The sequence below is a fragment of the Acinetobacter sp. F-1 genome (genome assembly GCF_022869025.1).
GTDB lineage: Bacteria > Pseudomonadota > Gammaproteobacteria > Pseudomonadales > Moraxellaceae > Acinetobacter > Acinetobacter pseudolwoffii.
In genome coordinates, this window is the sequence record NZ_JAJKFX010000003.1 from 145496 (window position 1) to 161411 (window position 15916).

General features: G+C 41.5%; 16 protein-coding genes. 12 read left to right on the plus strand and 4 right to left on the minus strand.

The window, feature by feature from the left end; translation table 11 throughout:
* Window positions 1-33: 33 nt before the first annotated feature.
* On the minus strand, window positions 34-657 hold the full coding sequence (gene gmk, locus LOZ91_RS04410) for a guanylate kinase (protein ID WP_005094292.1): 624 nt from the start codon (window positions 655-657) through the stop codon (window positions 34-36).
* Window positions 658-791: 134 nt separating this feature from the next.
* Here gmk and ispH point away from each other — a divergent pair, with 134 nt between their 5' ends.
* The 12 genes from ispH (at window position 792) to rplS (ending at window position 12323) form a co-directional block, all read left to right on the plus strand.
* Window positions 792-1742, plus strand: coding sequence for a 4-hydroxy-3-methylbut-2-enyl diphosphate reductase (gene ispH / locus LOZ91_RS04415; protein WP_244782723.1), 951 nt, complete (start codon window positions 792-794; stop codon window positions 1740-1742).
* A gap of 161 nt (window positions 1743-1903) precedes the next feature.
* Window positions 1904-2416 carry a prepilin-type N-terminal cleavage/methylation domain-containing protein gene (locus LOZ91_RS04420; protein WP_244782724.1) on the plus strand — a complete coding sequence of 171 codons (513 nt, stop codon included), beginning with the start codon at window positions 1904-1906 and terminating at the stop codon, window positions 2414-2416.
* A complete protein-coding gene (gene pilV, locus LOZ91_RS04425; protein ID WP_048881848.1) occupies window positions 2416-2910 on the plus strand; it encodes a type IV pilus modification protein PilV in 495 nt (164 codons plus the stop codon). Before LOZ91_RS04420 ends, pilV begins: the two co-directional genes overlap by 1 nt.
* A 2-nt stretch (window positions 2911-2912) precedes the next feature.
* Window positions 2913-3866 (plus strand): PilW family protein, encoded by a 954-nt coding sequence (locus LOZ91_RS04430; protein ID WP_244782725.1) that lies wholly within the window; start codon window positions 2913-2915, stop codon window positions 3864-3866.
* On the plus strand, window positions 3863-4609 hold the full coding sequence (locus LOZ91_RS04435) for a PilX N-terminal domain-containing pilus assembly protein (protein ID WP_244782726.1): 747 nt from the start codon (window positions 3863-3865) through the stop codon (window positions 4607-4609). Before LOZ91_RS04430 ends, LOZ91_RS04435 begins: the two co-directional genes overlap by 4 nt.
* 10 nt (window positions 4610-4619) lie before the next feature.
* Complete coding sequence (locus tag LOZ91_RS04440; RefSeq protein ID WP_244782727.1) at window positions 4620-9047, plus strand: PilC/PilY family type IV pilus protein; 4428 nt, start codon at window positions 4620-4622, stop codon at window positions 9045-9047.
* 10 nt (window positions 9048-9057) lie between these two features.
* Window positions 9058-9573, plus strand: a complete 516-nt coding sequence (locus LOZ91_RS04445) for a prepilin-type N-terminal cleavage/methylation domain-containing protein (protein ID WP_244782754.1) — start codon at window positions 9058-9060, stop codon at window positions 9571-9573.
* Entirely contained in the window at window positions 9567-10034 is a 468-nt protein-coding gene (locus LOZ91_RS04450) for a type IV pilin protein (RefSeq protein WP_224216230.1), read from the plus strand. Before LOZ91_RS04445 ends, LOZ91_RS04450 begins: the two co-directional genes overlap by 7 nt.
* 138 nt (window positions 10035-10172) lie before the next feature.
* Window positions 10173-10430 carry a 30S ribosomal protein S16 gene (gene rpsP / locus LOZ91_RS04455; protein ID WP_005094274.1) on the plus strand — a complete coding sequence of 86 codons (258 nt, stop codon included), beginning with the start codon at window positions 10173-10175 and terminating at the stop codon, window positions 10428-10430.
* Between the two features lie 18 nt (window positions 10431-10448).
* Entirely contained in the window at window positions 10449-10997 is a 549-nt protein-coding gene (rimM, locus tag LOZ91_RS04460) for a ribosome maturation factor RimM (protein WP_159516304.1), read from the plus strand.
* A gap of 27 nt (window positions 10998-11024) precedes the next feature.
* Entirely contained in the window at window positions 11025-11759 is a 735-nt protein-coding gene (trmD, locus tag LOZ91_RS04465) for a tRNA (guanosine(37)-N1)-methyltransferase TrmD (RefSeq protein ID WP_004644986.1), read from the plus strand.
* Window positions 11760-11945: 186 nt separating this feature from the next.
* Entirely contained in the window at window positions 11946-12323 is a 378-nt protein-coding gene (gene rplS, locus LOZ91_RS04470) for a 50S ribosomal protein L19 (RefSeq protein WP_005094271.1), read from the plus strand.
* 83 nt (window positions 12324-12406) lie between these two features.
* On the opposite strand, the gene LOZ91_RS04475 is transcribed toward rplS, so the two are convergent.
* The 3 genes from LOZ91_RS04475 to LOZ91_RS04485 form a co-directional block, all read right to left on the minus strand.
* Entirely contained in the window at window positions 12407-13375 is a 969-nt protein-coding gene (locus LOZ91_RS04475) for a triacylglycerol lipase (protein ID WP_074383612.1), read from the minus strand.
* A 134-nt stretch (window positions 13376-13509) separates the two neighbouring features.
* On the minus strand, window positions 13510-14481 hold the full coding sequence (locus LOZ91_RS04480; protein WP_244782728.1) for a triacylglycerol lipase: 972 nt from the start codon (window positions 14479-14481) through the stop codon (window positions 13510-13512).
* Window positions 14482-14562: 81 nt separating this feature from the next.
* Window positions 14563-15573 carry a triacylglycerol lipase gene (locus tag LOZ91_RS04485; protein ID WP_005094261.1) on the minus strand — a complete coding sequence of 337 codons (1011 nt, stop codon included), beginning with the start codon at window positions 15571-15573 and terminating at the stop codon, window positions 14563-14565.
* Window positions 15574-15916: the final 343 nt, after the last annotated feature.

Sequence of the window (15916 nt, forward strand, 5' to 3'; positions counted from 1 at the left end):
ATAAAAGGCTTTGTCTATAGACTCAAGTTTTAATCACTGTTCAGTGGGTGTGATCAGTTGCTGAATCAGTTTTTCATGACGGTTGGCTTGCTGCGACAAAGTCAGACGATTGGCGATAATGACCGCTTCGAGATCATGCAGTGCCTTGTTAAAGTCATCATTGATAATAATATAGTCAAAGTTGCTATATTGCTGCATATCTTCCACTGCACAGCTCAGACGATGTTCAATCACATCAACTGTGTCGGTACCCCGGTTAGACAGACGTTCACGCAGGTCAAACTGACTTGGTGGCAAGATAAAAATTTGTTGAGATTCAGGAAAAAGTCGACGGACTTGTTGTGCACCTTGCCAGTCAATTTCCAGCAGCACATCATGACCTTTGGCCAGTTGTTCTTTAACGGTCGCCTGTGCAGTACCGTAGTAATTACCGAATACTTCTGCGTATTCAATAAAACCACCTTCATTGACCAGATTTAAAAAATCGTCTTTCTGGGAGAAATGATAGTGCACGCCATCGAGTTCGCCAGGTCGTTGACCGCGTGTGGTATGGGACACAGAAACGTGAAGGTTATTGACACGCTCAAGTAGGGCTTTAACAAGGGATGTTTTGCCTGTTCCAGACGCTGCAGAAACGACAAACAAGAGACCCGACATGATATTTTTCCTGATATGATAAAATATCTTCTCTATTTTAGAGTAGACCGGCTTTAAACTAAATAGTTACCAGTCGATTGTTTTACATTTATTTCAATTGAACCGCTAAAAATGGTGTGAGTATTGAGGATTCTATGGAAATTGTTTTAGCCAACCCACGTGGTTTTTGTGCTGGTGTAGATCGTGCGATTGCGATCGTGAACCGTGCCCTAGAATGCTTTAATCCACCAATTTATGTACGGCATGAAGTGGTACATAACAAATTTGTAGTCGATGACCTACGTCAGCGTGGCGCGATCTTTGTTGATGAACTTGATGAAGTGCCCGATGACAATATTGTGATTTTTAGCGCACATGGTGTTTCCAAAGCGGTACAACTTGAAGCCGAACGCCGTGGTTTAAAAGTCTTTGATGCAACTTGTCCATTGGTCACCAAGGTGCATATTGAAGTGACCAAATATGCGCGTGAAGGCGTAGAAGCCATTCTGATTGGTCATGAAGGTCACCCTGAAGTCGAAGGTACCATGGGTCAGTATGACAAGAAAAATGGTGGTGAGATTTATCTGGTTGAAGATGAAGAAGATGTCGCCGCTTTAACTGTACGCAATCCTGAAAAAGTCGCTTTTGTCACGCAAACCACTTTATCAATTGACGATACGGCGAAAGTGATTGATGCTCTTCGTCATAAATTTCCGCTGATTCAAGGCCCACGTAAAGACGATATTTGTTACGCCACGCAAAACCGTCAGGATGCAGTGCGCGACTTGGCTGAACGTTGTGATGTGGTTCTAGTAGTAGGTTCTCCAAACTCTTCAAATTCAAACCGCCTACGTGAGCTGGCTGAACGTATGGGTAAAGCGGCATATTTAGTGGATAATGCAGATGAGCTAAAGCAGGATTGGTTTGCAGAAAAGATCCAGATAGGGGTGACAGCAGGCGCATCTGCACCGGAAATTCTGATTAAACAAGTCATTCAGCGTTTACAGGATTGGGGTGCACAAGCGCCAAAAGAGCTGGATGGGCGGGAAGAAAATATTACCTTTAGTCTACCTAAAGAGTTACGTATTCCTGTAACACAGGCTTAGAGCGTTAACTGTTTAAAATTCTATTTTTTATTTAAAAATAAGCAGATAACTGTGAAATGACAGTTATCTGTTTTTTTATGCCTTTTATCTGTTGTGTGTAGTTTTTGTAATTTTAATAAGTAATAGTTTAAATGGGTGAATATGAGGCCCATGGGGGGAGTATGTATAAAAGCCAAGGATTTACTTTAATTGAGTTAATGATCACGATTGCAGTGTTGGCGATTATTGCAATGATGGCAGCTCCTTCTTTTGGAAATGCTATAAAAAAACAACAGTTAAATAATACTGCTAAAGAGCTTGCATATTTATTCGGTCAAGCTCGTGCTCAATCTGCTGCACTGCGTAAACAGGTAACTATAAAATTTACCAGTGGCACTAATGATGCAACTACTTTTTATTGGACCTCTAAATATAGTGATATAAGGCTTACCAGTGATACAACAGATGTGGTATTCCAGCCCATAGGCTTAGTCACTAAAAGAAACAAGCAAATTGATAATCCTAGCTTTAATCCACTTCTACCTGAAAATAACACTACTAATCCTAAGGAAATTGATCAAGTGGTTCCACTCGTTTTTACAGTATGCAGTACGAAATTGGCCACCTCAAAGGAAATCAGTATTTCTAGAACAGGCGTGATTGAAAAAATTGAAAATAAAGCAGGGGCATGTTGATGATCAAATCACAATATGGCGTTGGACTAATGGAAGTATTGGTAGCACTTTTTATTTTGGCTGTAGGAGTAGTCGGTTTCTCGGTATTGCAGCTCCGTGCACTTCAGGCGATGACGGAAGCAACTGACCGAACAATGGCCATGACAGTGGCTCGCGATTTGACCGATCGTATGCGCATTAATCGTTTAGCTTTAAATCATTATGTAACTGCTATCAACACCAAACAGTCAGAAACAGGCTGTTTAGGAAGTAGCTCTACCTATGTACCTGCATGTGATGGCCAAAAAATAGCCAAATATGATGCGACACAGATTTTAAGCAAGGCAGAAAGTTTGGGGCAGACGATTGTGATGAAGCAGTGTGAAGGAAGCAGTCGCACCTGTATTTATATTGCATGGGGAAAAACAGCCATTACAAAAGATGATATTTCTACATGTATGGCTAATGGAGTATATAAAGCTGGCGCACAATGCCTGGTAATGGAGGCATATTAAGGATGAAACCACAATCTGGCTTTACACTTATCGAACTTATGATTGCCCTAGTATTGGGGTTGCTTATTACAGCTGCAGCTATACAACTTTATATTACCGCTCAAAAAAATATGGCTATACAACAAGGCGCAGCTAATTTGCAGAATAGTGCCAGTTTTGGCCTGGAATATATGTTGCGCAATATACGTCTAGCGAATTTAAACTCAGGTAAACCGATTATGGATCCCTCGATATTGCATGGGGGGATTGTCTTGGATAGGGCTAATCTTAGTACCAATTCAACATTTAAGATCACGGGAGCTGATGCGAGTAATAACTTAATGACTGCTGGAAATATCGGACCTTCAAATTTACAGGGATTAAAAAGCGATCAGCTGGTGATCCAGTATCGCAATACTATTAATAATAAATATGACTGTGAAGGTACTGAAATTGCTAGAAATGTATATGTAGTCGAACGTTATTTTTTAAGATCAGATAGCAAGGTAAATAATGATCCAAATGCTGCTTTAGCATTAGCCTGTAAAGCTACCAGCTATTCTGGTGATAATGATCTTAAACTTGATAACTTAAATGGGAACGGTGAGGTCATTATTCCTCGAGTCGACCATTTGCGTATTTTATTAGGTGTCGCCAGTGACACTGTTGATGCTACCAAATCACCAGCAGTTGCAGGCCAGGATGCGGTGCTGGATCGTTTTGGCTATATTAGTATTCCTAATTATTTAGCTTTGGCAACTAAACCTCAAATTGTATCTCTTCAATTAGGAATGCTGGTGCGTTCACCAGATAGTGTGGGAAATAATAGTGCTGTTGACCCAAATAAGAACTATCAAATTTTTGATATTAATAAGCCTTTAATTGCTGATAATAAAAATAATTTGTATATGAGGCAAGTAGTTACCCAAACAGTAGCACTGAGAAATGGATTTGGTATTCAGGAGAATCCTCGATGAAAGCTTTATCTATACAGCGAGGAGCCACGTTAATTGTAGTTCTGGTTATGCTCATCCTATTAACTTTAGTGGGAACCTGGGCAATTAGAGGAAGCTTAACCTCCTTAAATATCGCTACGAATACGCAGGCGCAGGCCCTGCTTCAGCAAGCCTCTGATGCCATATTTTTTAGTTTGGAAAATCAGACTTCCGATGATTTCACGCTAACCAATATGAGAATTGGGGATGGAATGCTGGCTTATGTATTAAGACCGGAAAATAAGGAAAAAGAACTTGTATTCTGTATTCGTGGTGGGGATGCGAATAGTCTGGAGGGAAGCCGGAATGCAAGCGCTGTCTATTGGGAGGGTAATCAGATTAAAAACTCTCAACTGGGAAATGTCGGCTTTTGCAAAATTTCCCGTAAATCAGACTTCATTAGTGGCCGTTCAGCAGTAATGACTCGAGTGGGTATTCGGGCGGATAGTTCTGGTCTGGATTGGGAACATTTGTTGGAAGGAGATGATGCCCAATTATCAAAAACCCAACAAATTCAGAAAGTGGCAGTCAACGTTATCTCTATTATTCCAAATTTAAGTGAAAGCTCTGCAACGGATATCCAAAACTGCTTATCCAATTACACAAGTTTTTATGATCCTTTGGCAGCCAATAAGACGGTAGCAGAGTGTTTAAAGGAACATAATGTGCCTTATAGCGATCAGGAAATGCAATACACCCTAAGACCTGTAAAAGGAACATCGTAGAGGAATGCTAATGATGAAATATATAAAAAAACAAGTGAATATGACACCATTTTTCCGAAAAACGATTGTCTCTAAATTTAAAGTAGCGGGAATCTCTACAGTATTAACCGCTTTATTATGTACTGCACTCCCTATGAGTTATGCAAGCGACATCGAAATTTATAAAGTGCCTGAAGATAGTGTGGGTAGTACCACTTTAATGCTGATGCTCGACTTGTCAGGCAGTATGGGGTATGGGGTAGGATACAATAATACGTCCATGAGTATTCAGGATGATTATGGTGTATGTGTGGGCTCAAGAAATAATATAGTAGAGGATACAACCACGACTCCTTTATATTCACGTTATTATTGTGCGGTTCCTTCAAGTACTTCAAATCAAAAAGTAACAGGGTATTGGTATCCAAATGAAACTGATCCGGATAGAAAATGGGTGGCAGGTTGTGAGGCTCAAAAGAATGCGGCAGGAGGAGTTACAGGTTACCATTGTTACGACCGCTTAACTCGATTAAAAGATGGTTTGCGTCAGGTGCTTGAGGGAACAGCAACTGTACCGCGAGTTAATGATCGTATTGTTATGGGGCTGGCAACTTTTGCTGGTAGTAATGGTTTTGTTCGTGTCCCTGCTAGACCACTCGATGAAGTAATTCGATCATATAAAGTGATGGAAACCTATTGGGAGGATGAAGAATATCAGGAGGAAGTAATAGTTGGATCGACCACAGAAAACTTTCCATATGCCAAGCCTCGTTGGAGGGAATTTACTATTACTACACCGCGTAAAACATGTAACATTATTGAATTAATTTTTGGCTGTACTCCTACTCCAGCTAGCACTAAGACCTACTATCAAACCTGTGAGTGGAATTCAACGACTTTAATGTGTAATAGGTGGGATGGTCAAACAGAATATGAACCTTTAGGATTTAACTCAAATCTTTCTTCTAACATTTGTAGCCAAGGTAATAATAATGATTGTAAAGAATTTTATGAAGAAGCAACAGGGGCAAGAGAAGTACCATTAAAAGAATTGCAAACTAAAACTAGACAAGTACAAAAACAACGTGAAGTGACTAAAAATGTAACTCAGCGCGATCTTTTATTAGAAACAATCAAAGATTTACAAGCAAATGGAGGAACACCTACACCTTATGCTTATGCTGAGGCAGCTGCCTATTTATTGGGCACGAACACCAGTATTGGTGATTATAATATTCTTTACTATCAATCCTTGGGAAATCGACGTACTGCTTCTAATAATAGAAATAACAATAGATGTATTTCTATAATAAATAGCTATCAAAAATTTCAAAAACCAGATGGTACACCTATGATAATGCGCTGGTGTAATCATGATAACCCTAACAGTTGGACACCCCCAGCCGGATCAACTAGTTTTATTTATGGGCGTGATAGTGGGGGTTATGATCGTGAAGTATTTTATAATACAGGTGAACCTAAATCGGCTACAGTATCAGATGGTGCCACCTATTCTGGCTTTTCAAACTCAGTTAGTGATTCTATAGCTAATTCTAATTATGCTGCCCCTGTTTCAATAACTGGGCAAAAAACCAATACAGCTAAACGCGAATGTAGTGGTCAGGGAATTTACTTTTTGACAGATGGGCAACCGCAACCAGGGGGGTGGGCTATCGGTGATGACGGAAAGAGTGGTACCGCTTATGCTTTGATGAAGCAGGCTTTAGGTACCAACGGTAGTGAGTTTAATTGTTCTACGAGTCCTTTAGGTAAAAGGGCGGGCTATGATACACCTGAAAATGGTTGGGCGTGTGTTGGTAAATTTACCCAAGCTTTATTAGATCCAGCAAAGAACCCAACAGGATTAAAGATTCAAACGGCAGTCGTGGGTTTTGGAAGTAGCTTTGGTGCAGGTGGTATAGAATCTGATGACGTTAAAGATGCTAAAGACTGGGGCGTGGTTGGAGGTGGTGGTTGGATCGCAGGATCAAGTCCTGAAGACGTTTCCAAAAGTATTAATAATTTTATCAGACAATTAAATAAAGATATTCCATCTATGAGTACTGGTTCATCAACGATTCCATTGGATGATTTGAACCCTGCAATTGTACAGCCTTATTCTTACTTCCCACAGTTTGAGCCAAAAGTAAATCCAGTAGAGCGTCAGCAAATCTGGTTTGGTAATTTGAAAAAATTCTACGTAGTCAATAACGGGGTTTATGCAAGTAAAACACCAAGCGATTTAACTGTGGTAGTGAAAAAGAGTAAATTGCAAGATTTAGCTGATATCTGGGCCAAAGCTGGGGTTAATTATCCAGAAAATGCACCAATATTTAAAAAAGGTGGGGCTTTAAGTCAGTTACCTATAGGGTTCGGTGTCAATATAAATAAAGAGGTAGTCACTGCGAGAACTCTCTTAACTGACTATAGTTATGATGGAACTAAACCGGTAGCTGAACAAGTTTCTCGTAATTTAGATCTAGTCAAAATTGACCACACTTATACAACTAATGCGAAGACTAAAACAGATGGTACTTATTCAAGAGCATTGATGAGCCTACTTGGTTTTAATATTCCGAGTGATATTTCTACAAATGATTTGGATCTTTCTACCTATACAGCTACCGTAAGACAAATGGGAAGTGTTCTACATTCCCGACCTATCCTGATTACGCAGCAAGGTAAAGCGGTAGCCGTGAAAGACCCTAATACGGGTAAAATTAGTATCGGAAGTGAAAATCGTGAAGACTATGTCCTGTTTGGTACTACTCAAGGTCTAGTGCACTTAGTAAATGCAGAATCTGGTATAGAAAAGTTTTCTTTTGTGCCTAAAGAAATTATAGAAAACCAGTCAGAGACGTTTAAAAATGAAGGTGGAAATCTGGCAGGTGGGAAAGATGCTCTGTATTACGGAATGGATGGTGAATGGACAGCACATACTGAGTATGTCAGTAAAAGTGATGGAACATTAACGGTAAAAGGTTCTTCGCGTACTGATTTGGACGGGAATACAGAAAATCTAAGTGGTAAGCAATGGGTATATGGCGGAATGCGAATGGGTGGACGTAGCTATTACGCCCTGGATCTGACCGATATTAATAGTCCAAAAATTAAATTCCATATTGATCCAAGCACAGGCAAAGTATATTCGCAAAAAAATCCTACCGGTAAGTCTTTTAGTGCATTAAGTAAAATGGGCCAGAGCTGGTCTAAACCAAGCCTTGGCTATATTAACTGGCAAGGCAAACGTAAACTCGTCATGATTGTCGGAGGAGGGTACGATGCGGGCGGAGTTGATGGAGATGGTTTGAAGATCAATGGTATCCGTACGGGTTATGCTGGATATGAAATCTACAATTACAAACAGGAAAATGCGACTTCAACCAATAAAGAAATTGGTGCAGGAGTGTATATGTTTGATGCTGATACCGGGGATCTATTATGGAATGCAGACTCTAGTACTAATGATCACTTAAAATATAGTGTTGTAAGTCAGATTCGTACTGTAGACCGTAATAATGATGGGGTGATTGACCATTTATATTTTGGTGATCTTGCGGGACAAGCGTTTAGGGTGGATTTCAAGAATGATGGTGCGACGACATTTACTGCACAAGCTAACAGGATTTTAAATCTGCATCAAAATAATGGTACTAGTCCGCGTTTTTATACGATGCCAGCCTTCACGGCTCACTATAGCGCAGGTAGTAATGCTATTTATGGCGGAAATATTGTAGTCGCTACCTTTGTGTCTGGTAATCAGAGTTCGCCATTGGTAGGTACAGTAGATTCGGCACAGAAGAAAGATCCTCTAGGTTTACAATACGATGCTGCCTATGCGATCTATGATTATGATGCTTATCCAAGTACTGCTGAAGGACGTTATCCAACTTCAAATATGGAAGCAAGAACATTGGCTAGTAGCTCCGCTACCAGTCCAGCCCCTACCCAGCTGAGATATGTCAATAACGCTACGTCTTCAACTACAGTAAATAAAACTAGTGGGTGGGGAGGCTGGTATTATGTGTTTAATAAAAAGTTTGATGGTAGTGAAGCTGCAGCAAACATTATTAAAGGTCTAACTACTCCAATTGCTTTAGAGGGTAGTCTATATGTTACTCAATATGACGCATCTAATAATGGTACTACTTCAAGTTGTGGTGCTGGGGTAAAAGGGCATAGTTTTACACAGCGTTTATGTTTGCCAACAGGTGTATGTAAGCAGGATGCGAATTACACTTATAATTTAGGATCAGGGATTGTAAGTCCAAATGTGGGCAGTACAGATAATGATCCAAATAAACGGAGTCTGGTGGTACCTGATCCAAATGATGTTTGCTCAGGACCTAACTGTAGTCCATGTAAAGGTGCGGCATGTGGAGCAAATGGAAAGTTCCTGGAAACAGGCGGTTCCTTACGTTTTATTCCAAATCGCTGGTATGAAAAATATGCACAATAATCATTGGACTATGCGTATGCCGCAACAAGGATTTACATTAATTGAATTAATGGTGGTGGTTGCAATTGTGGCTATTCTTGCCACGATTGCAATCCCGAGCTATCAGACTCATACCCGAAAGGCAATCGCTGGTCAGGCCCAGCAGGAAATACAAAAGCTAGCAGAGCAGTTGGAGCGTCATAAAGGTAAAAATTTCAGCTATTTAGGTTTTGATCCTAGCTATTTGTATAAAGATAATAGTGGAAATTTAATTGGTTATAGCACAACTAACGCGCAGCTAAACCTACCTTTAAATAGTACTGGAACTGCTGTCAAATATATTATTTCAATTCGAGATGGAACGGAGAGTGCCAAACTTTTAACCAATACTAATGCGCTCGGACAAAGATGGGCTATTAAAGCAGAAAGCCAAGATCCGAATAATTTTACCTTTCTTATGACGAGTACAGGAATCCAGTGTAAAAATCAGACTAGAGCAAATGTATCTTATACAGGGTGTGGCACAGGAGGGGTGAGTACATGGTAAGAAACCGGTTAGGATTTACTCTTATTGAACTGATGTTAGTGGTAGCGGTTATTGCTATTCTTGCAGCAGTAGCTCTTCCTTCTTATCAGGAGCATGTAAGAAAGACAAAGCGTACAGAGGTACAGGCCGAGTTAATTGACATAGCAAGTAGATTGCAACAATACAAGTCAACTAATTTTAACTATAAGATTAATGCAACAACTGCGATTGATTTAACTAAGTTAGGCTTTCCTTCAGCTACTCCTTTATCTCAAAATGGTTTGTATACACTTAATTTAAGTTTTAATACAGCAGCAACAAGCTGGGTGCTAAGTGCTGTACCTTCACCCACAGGAAGTCAGAAGAATGATGGGGTAAGTTGTTTGGATGATACTGGTCAACGTTACTGGTCAAAAGTAACAGCGACTGCCAGTGCCTGTGGTAGTGCTTTAGCAGTAAATTCAAACTGGGACGGTCGCTAAATTCAAAATTGTAGCCAACCCACTTTTAATCTTTCATTCAGGGCAAAGTTCAAGTAAAATACTGCCCTCTATGAAAGGGGTTTGAGCTGTATCGATGGTCGGTACAAGGATAATCCGTAAAAACTATAAGGTTCTATCATGGTTGTTATTCGTCTTACTCGCGGTGGTGCTAAAAAACGTCCGTTCTATCAAATCGTTGTAACTGATAGCCGCAATGCACGTGACGGTCGTTTCATCGAACGTATCGGTTTCTTCAACCCGACAGCTCAAGGTAAAGCAGAAAAACTTCGTTTAGATGCTGACCGTTTTGCTCACTGGGTTTCTCAAGGTGCTCAACCTTCAGATCGCGTTGCTTCTTTAGCTGCTCAAGCTAAAAAAGCTGCAACTGCTGTTTAATATGGTAGTAGATTGCCCATGATACCAACACAGAATGTTCCCGAAGATCGTATTCAGATTGGACAGCTACGTTCAGCATATGGATTAAATGGGTGGCTCTGGGTCTATTCCAATACAGAACCCATGAGTAACATATTTGACTATCTGCCTTGGTATATTGAGACCAAAGCAGGTTGGCAAATTGTCGATGTAAAACGTTGGAAACCACATGGTAAAGGCCTGGTTGTTTCGCTTAAAGGTGTGAGTGATCGCACTGGGGCAGACCAACTGGTTGGCACCAATGTCTGGATTGCTAAATCGCAACTACCTCAAGCGGGTGTAGATGAATATTATTGGTCTGATTTAAAGGGTCTAACAGTGTTAGGTCTGAATGATGAGGATCAAGAAGTGAATCTCGGTCAAATTTTTGAACTGTTTGAAACAGGTGCCAATGATGTGATGGTGGTTCGCGCAACTGCCGACAGTATCGATGGCGAAGAGCGCATGATTCCATGGCATAAAGATGTGGTACAACGCGTTGATCTTGAAGCTGGTCGTATTTACGTCAATTGGGGCGTAGACTACTAACACTTTTTGGAAATAAGGGAGTCTGCGATGTTTTTTGCAGTCATTACGCTTTTTCCTGAAATGTTTGAAGCGATTACAGCCTACGGTATTAGCGGGCGCGCAGCAAAACGTGATTTGATGCAAATTCATTGCATTAATCCTCGCGATTTTGCGACGGGCAACTACAAACGGGTGGATGAACGTCCATTCGGTGGTGGTCCGGGTATGGTGATGATGGCGGAGCCTTTGGCACAAGCAATCCACCGTGCCAAAGAGCTTGCAAATGAAGCAGGCGCAGTTCAGGTTCCTGTGGTGTATATGTCACCGCAAGGAAAAACCTTAAACGAAACTGCAGTACAAGACTTCGTTCAATATGACGGATTGATTGTACTGTGTGGGCGTTATGAGGGGGTCGATGAACGTTTGATCCAGCAATATGTTGATCAGGAATGGTCAATTGGTGATTATGTTTTGTCGGGTGGTGAACTGCCAGCGATGGTTTTATTAGACAGTATTATCCGGAGGCTTCCGGGGGCGATGTCTGATGAACAATCCCATGTGCAAGACTCCTTTGTGGATGGTCTGTTAGACTGCCCACAATATACCAAGCCTGACCAGTTTGAAGGTTTGGATGTGCCTGAGGTACTTAAATCAGGTCATCATGCAAACATTGAAAAATGGCGGTTTTTGCAGCGTTATCAACGGACACTTGAACGTCGACCTGAACTGGTCGAACAAGTAGAATTGACCAAGCAGCAAAAAAAATGGCTGAAAGATTTGTAAGACATTGCTGAGAAATTGGTGCTGTCTTCGAAAACGGTACTTAAATTGAGTTTAAGTATTCTTTAATAGGCCCTTTAAAGTTGAGATGGTCAACTTTAAAGGGAAAGATAATCGGGTCTATGCGCTTTAGCCTCTAGCCCCCGCGATGATCAGACCTCTTCTGACTCGCATTATTGGAGATACCCCATGAGCGGTAAGCATCCTTTAGTTCAAGTAATTGAAAATGCACAATTGAAACAAGACATCCCTGCTTTCGCACCAGGTGATACAGTGATTGTTTCTGTAAAAGTTAAAGAGGGCGACCGTGAGCGTCTTCAGGCTTTTGAAGGTGTGGTAATTGCGAAGAAAAACCGTGGCTTGAACTCTGCGTTCACAGTACGTAAAATTTCTAGCGGTGTTGGTGTTGAGCGTGTATTCCAAACTCACTCTCCAATCGTAGCTAAAGTTGAAGTGAAACGTCGTGGTGATGTTCGTCGCGCTAAACTTTACTACCTACGCGAATTGTCTGGTAAAGCTGCACGTATCCGTGAAAAATTACCAGCTCGTAAAGTTAAAGCTTCTTAAGTTTAGGCTCAAGTTAAGTTTTATCTCGAGTTTAAAAATGCGCCTTTGGGCGCATTTTTTATATCCTAATATTGATATAAGAACTATAAGCCTTGCAGTTTCAATCGATTGGCATGTTGACGATACACATCGACTGGGTCAGGGGCAAAGATGCTTTTCAGGCCCAAGACCATATTGACTTCATCCAGATGATTCCAGTTGTAGTTATCACGAATGGTTTTACCAAATTTGGCACTACAGCGAGAGACCAGACCATCATTGTCCTTGCCACCATCAATCAGCAGGCTGGTGACTTTCAAAGCAGAGTCAGGATCGAGAATGTTGGTGACTGTGCCGGTGCCGGTAAATGAATAGTTATAAATATTATTCTGTTTATATGCACCTTCGCCACAGGTCGTACTTGACATTCCCAACGGATATTTCTGATTAAATTGTGCCGATCCTGCCAGTGTCAGACTGCGACCACCTGCAAGAGAATCATGCGGGAAGCTGTTTGGATCCAGTCCTTGGGCCCAGGTGATGGCTTTAGACACCAGATTAATCCCACCGACCAAAGGGCCTTGTAGTGGCGTATCTTCTGCCTGAAGAATCAGATCTGCAACTGGTGAGCCTTTATGCGGCGCACCGACCGCAGTCAGAGAGGCGACCAGTTGAGGCGCTACGCCAGCGACATAACGAATCGTGGGACCACCATGAGAATGACCAATCAGATTGACTTTAGATGCGCCTGTAATCGCCCGAATTTCCTTCACTTGTTCTAAGAGTTGTTCACCACGAATTTCTGATGAGTTAAACGGTGATACTCGGGTCGCCCAGACATTGCCACCATTGCGGGCCAGATCCGGTAAAATCTGATACCAGTAATCCAGACCAAACTGATCTGTACCGACCCGGATAAAGCCTGCCATCCCGTGTGCAAACACGATGGGATATTGGGTCTTGGCATAGTGTGAGCTGGCTTTCGCTGTGACCTGACTGGCTTGAGTGGATGCCTGAGCCGTGACACATGTGCCAGCCAGCAGCAGACTGGTGATGAATAAGCCGTATTTCATATATTTTCCTCATTTTTGTTGTTTTGACAGGATGATTCTTATCCTGCTTTGCCAAATGACCCATCCGAAACGGGCGAGTTAGGTTTTAAGTTGCTGTATTTAAAAATTATGATTGATGGATAACAGTAAATGATTTATAAGCCTTGCAGTTTGAGCCGGTTGGCATGTTGGCGATAGAGTGCAATCGGGGCTTGGGCAAAAGGCCCTAAAATGCCGAAAAACTGGTTCACTTCATCGAAATGATTGTGGGCATAGTCCTGACGAATGATCTGACCATAACGTCCACTACATAAAGGTAGAGCGCCATCATTGGTTTCACCTTTCAAGAAAGTCCCGACTAAACTGACAATAGTCGATTCAATGATATCCAGAGGATTGGTGGTTTGCCGGTTGCCCATCCAGGAGTAATGATGAATGCCATTGGCTGTGATCTTTATGCCTTGGGTCTGACAGTCTTTAGGAATCGCAGCAGAACCGTATTTTATATTGAAGGCTCGAATGTCTTCAGGATGCATGGCACTTAAGGCGGCTGTGATATTTACGGGATATTGATTTGCTGTTACCAGATTCATGCTGTAGCCCAGAATTGTTCCAATGGCATGAATCAGCGGTTCTAGTAAAGGTGTCTGGCTGGCATTGACAAAAACAGGTGTGCCTTTCATCGCACCTGCAATTGCGGTCAGTGAAGCCACTTTGGCAGGTGCAACAGCTTCAATATATTGAATGGTTGGTCCACCTTGACTATGTCCAATCAGATTGACTTTAGCTTTACCCGTCAGTGCAAGAACTTCGTCAATTTGTAGTAACAGCTGTTCACCACGTAGTTCATTGGATGCAACCGCAGATAATTCCGCGGAAAATACAGGCGCACCATGACGGGCTAAATCTTGCGGGATCTGATACCAATAATCTAAACCGATGTTATCGGTTCCAATGCGGTTAAAGCCCAGACCGAAGCCATGGACAAAGATGAGCGGATAATGGGTTTTGGCGTAGCTGGATATAGCGAATTTGGGTGTATATTCAATCAATGGACTCTGCTTGGCATAAGCCAAGGAACAACTGAATCCAATAAATAGACTGAATACCAGGCTTATTATTTTCATTATTCTATCTCTGCTTCATCCGGGGAAATGATGACCGCTTATATAGCAAAGCCTTTATCAATCCCGATAAAGGCGAGCAGCTTACAAACCTTGCAGCTTTAAGCGGTTGGCATGCTGACGGTATAAAGTCACCGGATCTGGGGCGAATAGACCTTTCAAGCCAAACATCATGTTGGCCAAGTCAGTATGGTTGAGTTTGTAATTGTCATTAATCACTTTGCCCATATAAGCACTACAACGTGCGACCATACCATCATTGTTTTTATTGCCATAAGACAGTGGGCCCAGTTGCATTAAAATCGTATCGATATCTAAGGCATTGGTGGCTTGTGCCACACCTGTCCATGAATAGTAATAAATACCTTTAGAATCTTTAGGTTTGAGGTTTTTATTACAGTTCTCAGTTGCTGCTAAAACGCCGTCTTTGACTGCTTCTTTTGCAACAGTTGCATTAAAGTTTTTTGATTCTGTTTGGGTTAATGATTTCATTGATGCATCAAAATCGATTTCTAATTCAGGTTTAAGCTGAGCGAGTGCAATTAAAGGTCCCACAATATAGTCACCTAAAATATTAAACGCGGTGCGGCTTAAACTATTGCTTTGAATATCGTCAGCAACTTTAGAACCATGATAGGTACCAGCAACGCCTGTAATCGATGCCAGATATTCTGGTTTAGTGGCAGCGACATAGAGCACGGTTGGCCCGCCATGAGAGTGACCAATCAGGTTGACTTTGTGTTTACCGGTGATTGCTATCACATCTTCAACCTGGCTGATCAGCTGTTCACCGCGATGTGCTGTCTTATTTGCCGGAGACAACTGTGCAGCAAAGACGGTAGAACCATTGCGTGCCATATCCGGTAGAATCTGATACCAGTAATCCAGCCCGATGCTGTCGGTGCCAATGCGTGACCAGCCTAGCCAGCCATGTACCATCAGAATAGGATATTTGGTTTTGGCATAATCAGATCTGGCCTTTTCAGTGACCTGTGTCGCACTTGCCGCGGCATGGGCCTGTGCAGAAAAGCTTAATCCCAGAGTTGTTGCTAAAGTCACAGTCAGTAACTGTGCTGTCTTGCTGAAAGTACGCATAAGCATCCCTTTTTAATTTTATCGTTATTAAAGCAATCATTGCTTTTCTAGAGTGTTATAAGCCACAAAAGCAGACTTTGGACCATACAGTTTTGGCCTTCTATGGCTGAGCAATTTTTCTTTTGAGTAGCGGTATTTTTTCACTTCAACGCGCTAAAACCATGTCATTTTAGGACACGACAGAGAGAAGAGATTTACATTGTAAGAATATGTTTTATTTACGGCTGTATTTAAATTTTAAGTTGTTGAAATACAAAACACTCATTACGGTTATTTTGTGTAAACAAGAAATATTTAGAAACAAAGTTAGGGCGGGAGATATGAAGGCATAAAGCTTTCGATA

What these genes read in the sequence shown, in the direction of transcription:
- rplS (WP_005094271.1), top strand. Translation starts at nt 11,946, where the DNA reads ATGAGCGGTAAGCATCCTTTAGTTCAAGTAATTGAAAATGCACAATTG.
- rimM (WP_159516304.1), top strand. Translation starts at nt 10,449, where the DNA reads ATGATACCAACACAGAATGTTCCCGAAGATCGTATTCAGATTGGACAG.
- LOZ91_RS04485 (WP_005094261.1), bottom strand. Translation starts at nt 15,573, where the DNA reads ATGCGTACTTTCAGCAAGACAGCACAGTTACTGACTGTGACTTTAGCA.
- LOZ91_RS04480 (WP_244782728.1), bottom strand. Translation starts at nt 14,481, where the DNA reads ATGAAAATAATAAGCCTGGTATTCAGTCTATTTATTGGATTCAGTTGT.
- LOZ91_RS04450 (WP_224216230.1), top strand. Translation starts at nt 9,567, where the DNA reads ATGGTAAGAAACCGGTTAGGATTTACTCTTATTGAACTGATGTTAGTG.
- gmk (WP_005094292.1), bottom strand. Translation starts at nt 657, where the DNA reads ATGTCGGGTCTCTTGTTTGTCGTTTCTGCAGCGTCTGGAACAGGCAAA.
- LOZ91_RS04475 (WP_074383612.1), bottom strand. Translation starts at nt 13,375, where the DNA reads ATGAAATACGGCTTATTCATCACCAGTCTGCTGCTGGCTGGCACATGT.
- pilV (WP_048881848.1), top strand. Translation starts at nt 2,416, where the DNA reads ATGATCAAATCACAATATGGCGTTGGACTAATGGAAGTATTGGTAGCA.
- LOZ91_RS04440 (WP_244782727.1), top strand. Translation starts at nt 4,620, where the DNA reads ATGATGAAATATATAAAAAAACAAGTGAATATGACACCATTTTTCCGA.
- ispH (WP_244782723.1), top strand. Translation starts at nt 792, where the DNA reads ATGGAAATTGTTTTAGCCAACCCACGTGGTTTTTGTGCTGGTGTAGAT.
- trmD (WP_004644986.1), top strand. Translation starts at nt 11,025, where the DNA reads ATGTTTTTTGCAGTCATTACGCTTTTTCCTGAAATGTTTGAAGCGATT.
- LOZ91_RS04420 (WP_244782724.1), top strand. Translation starts at nt 1,904, where the DNA reads ATGTATAAAAGCCAAGGATTTACTTTAATTGAGTTAATGATCACGATT.
- rpsP (WP_005094274.1), top strand. Translation starts at nt 10,173, where the DNA reads ATGGTTGTTATTCGTCTTACTCGCGGTGGTGCTAAAAAACGTCCGTTC.
- LOZ91_RS04445 (WP_244782754.1), top strand. Translation starts at nt 9,058, where the DNA reads ATGCGTATGCCGCAACAAGGATTTACATTAATTGAATTAATGGTGGTG.
- LOZ91_RS04435 (WP_244782726.1), top strand. Translation starts at nt 3,863, where the DNA reads ATGAAAGCTTTATCTATACAGCGAGGAGCCACGTTAATTGTAGTTCTG.
- LOZ91_RS04430 (WP_244782725.1), top strand. Translation starts at nt 2,913, where the DNA reads ATGAAACCACAATCTGGCTTTACACTTATCGAACTTATGATTGCCCTA.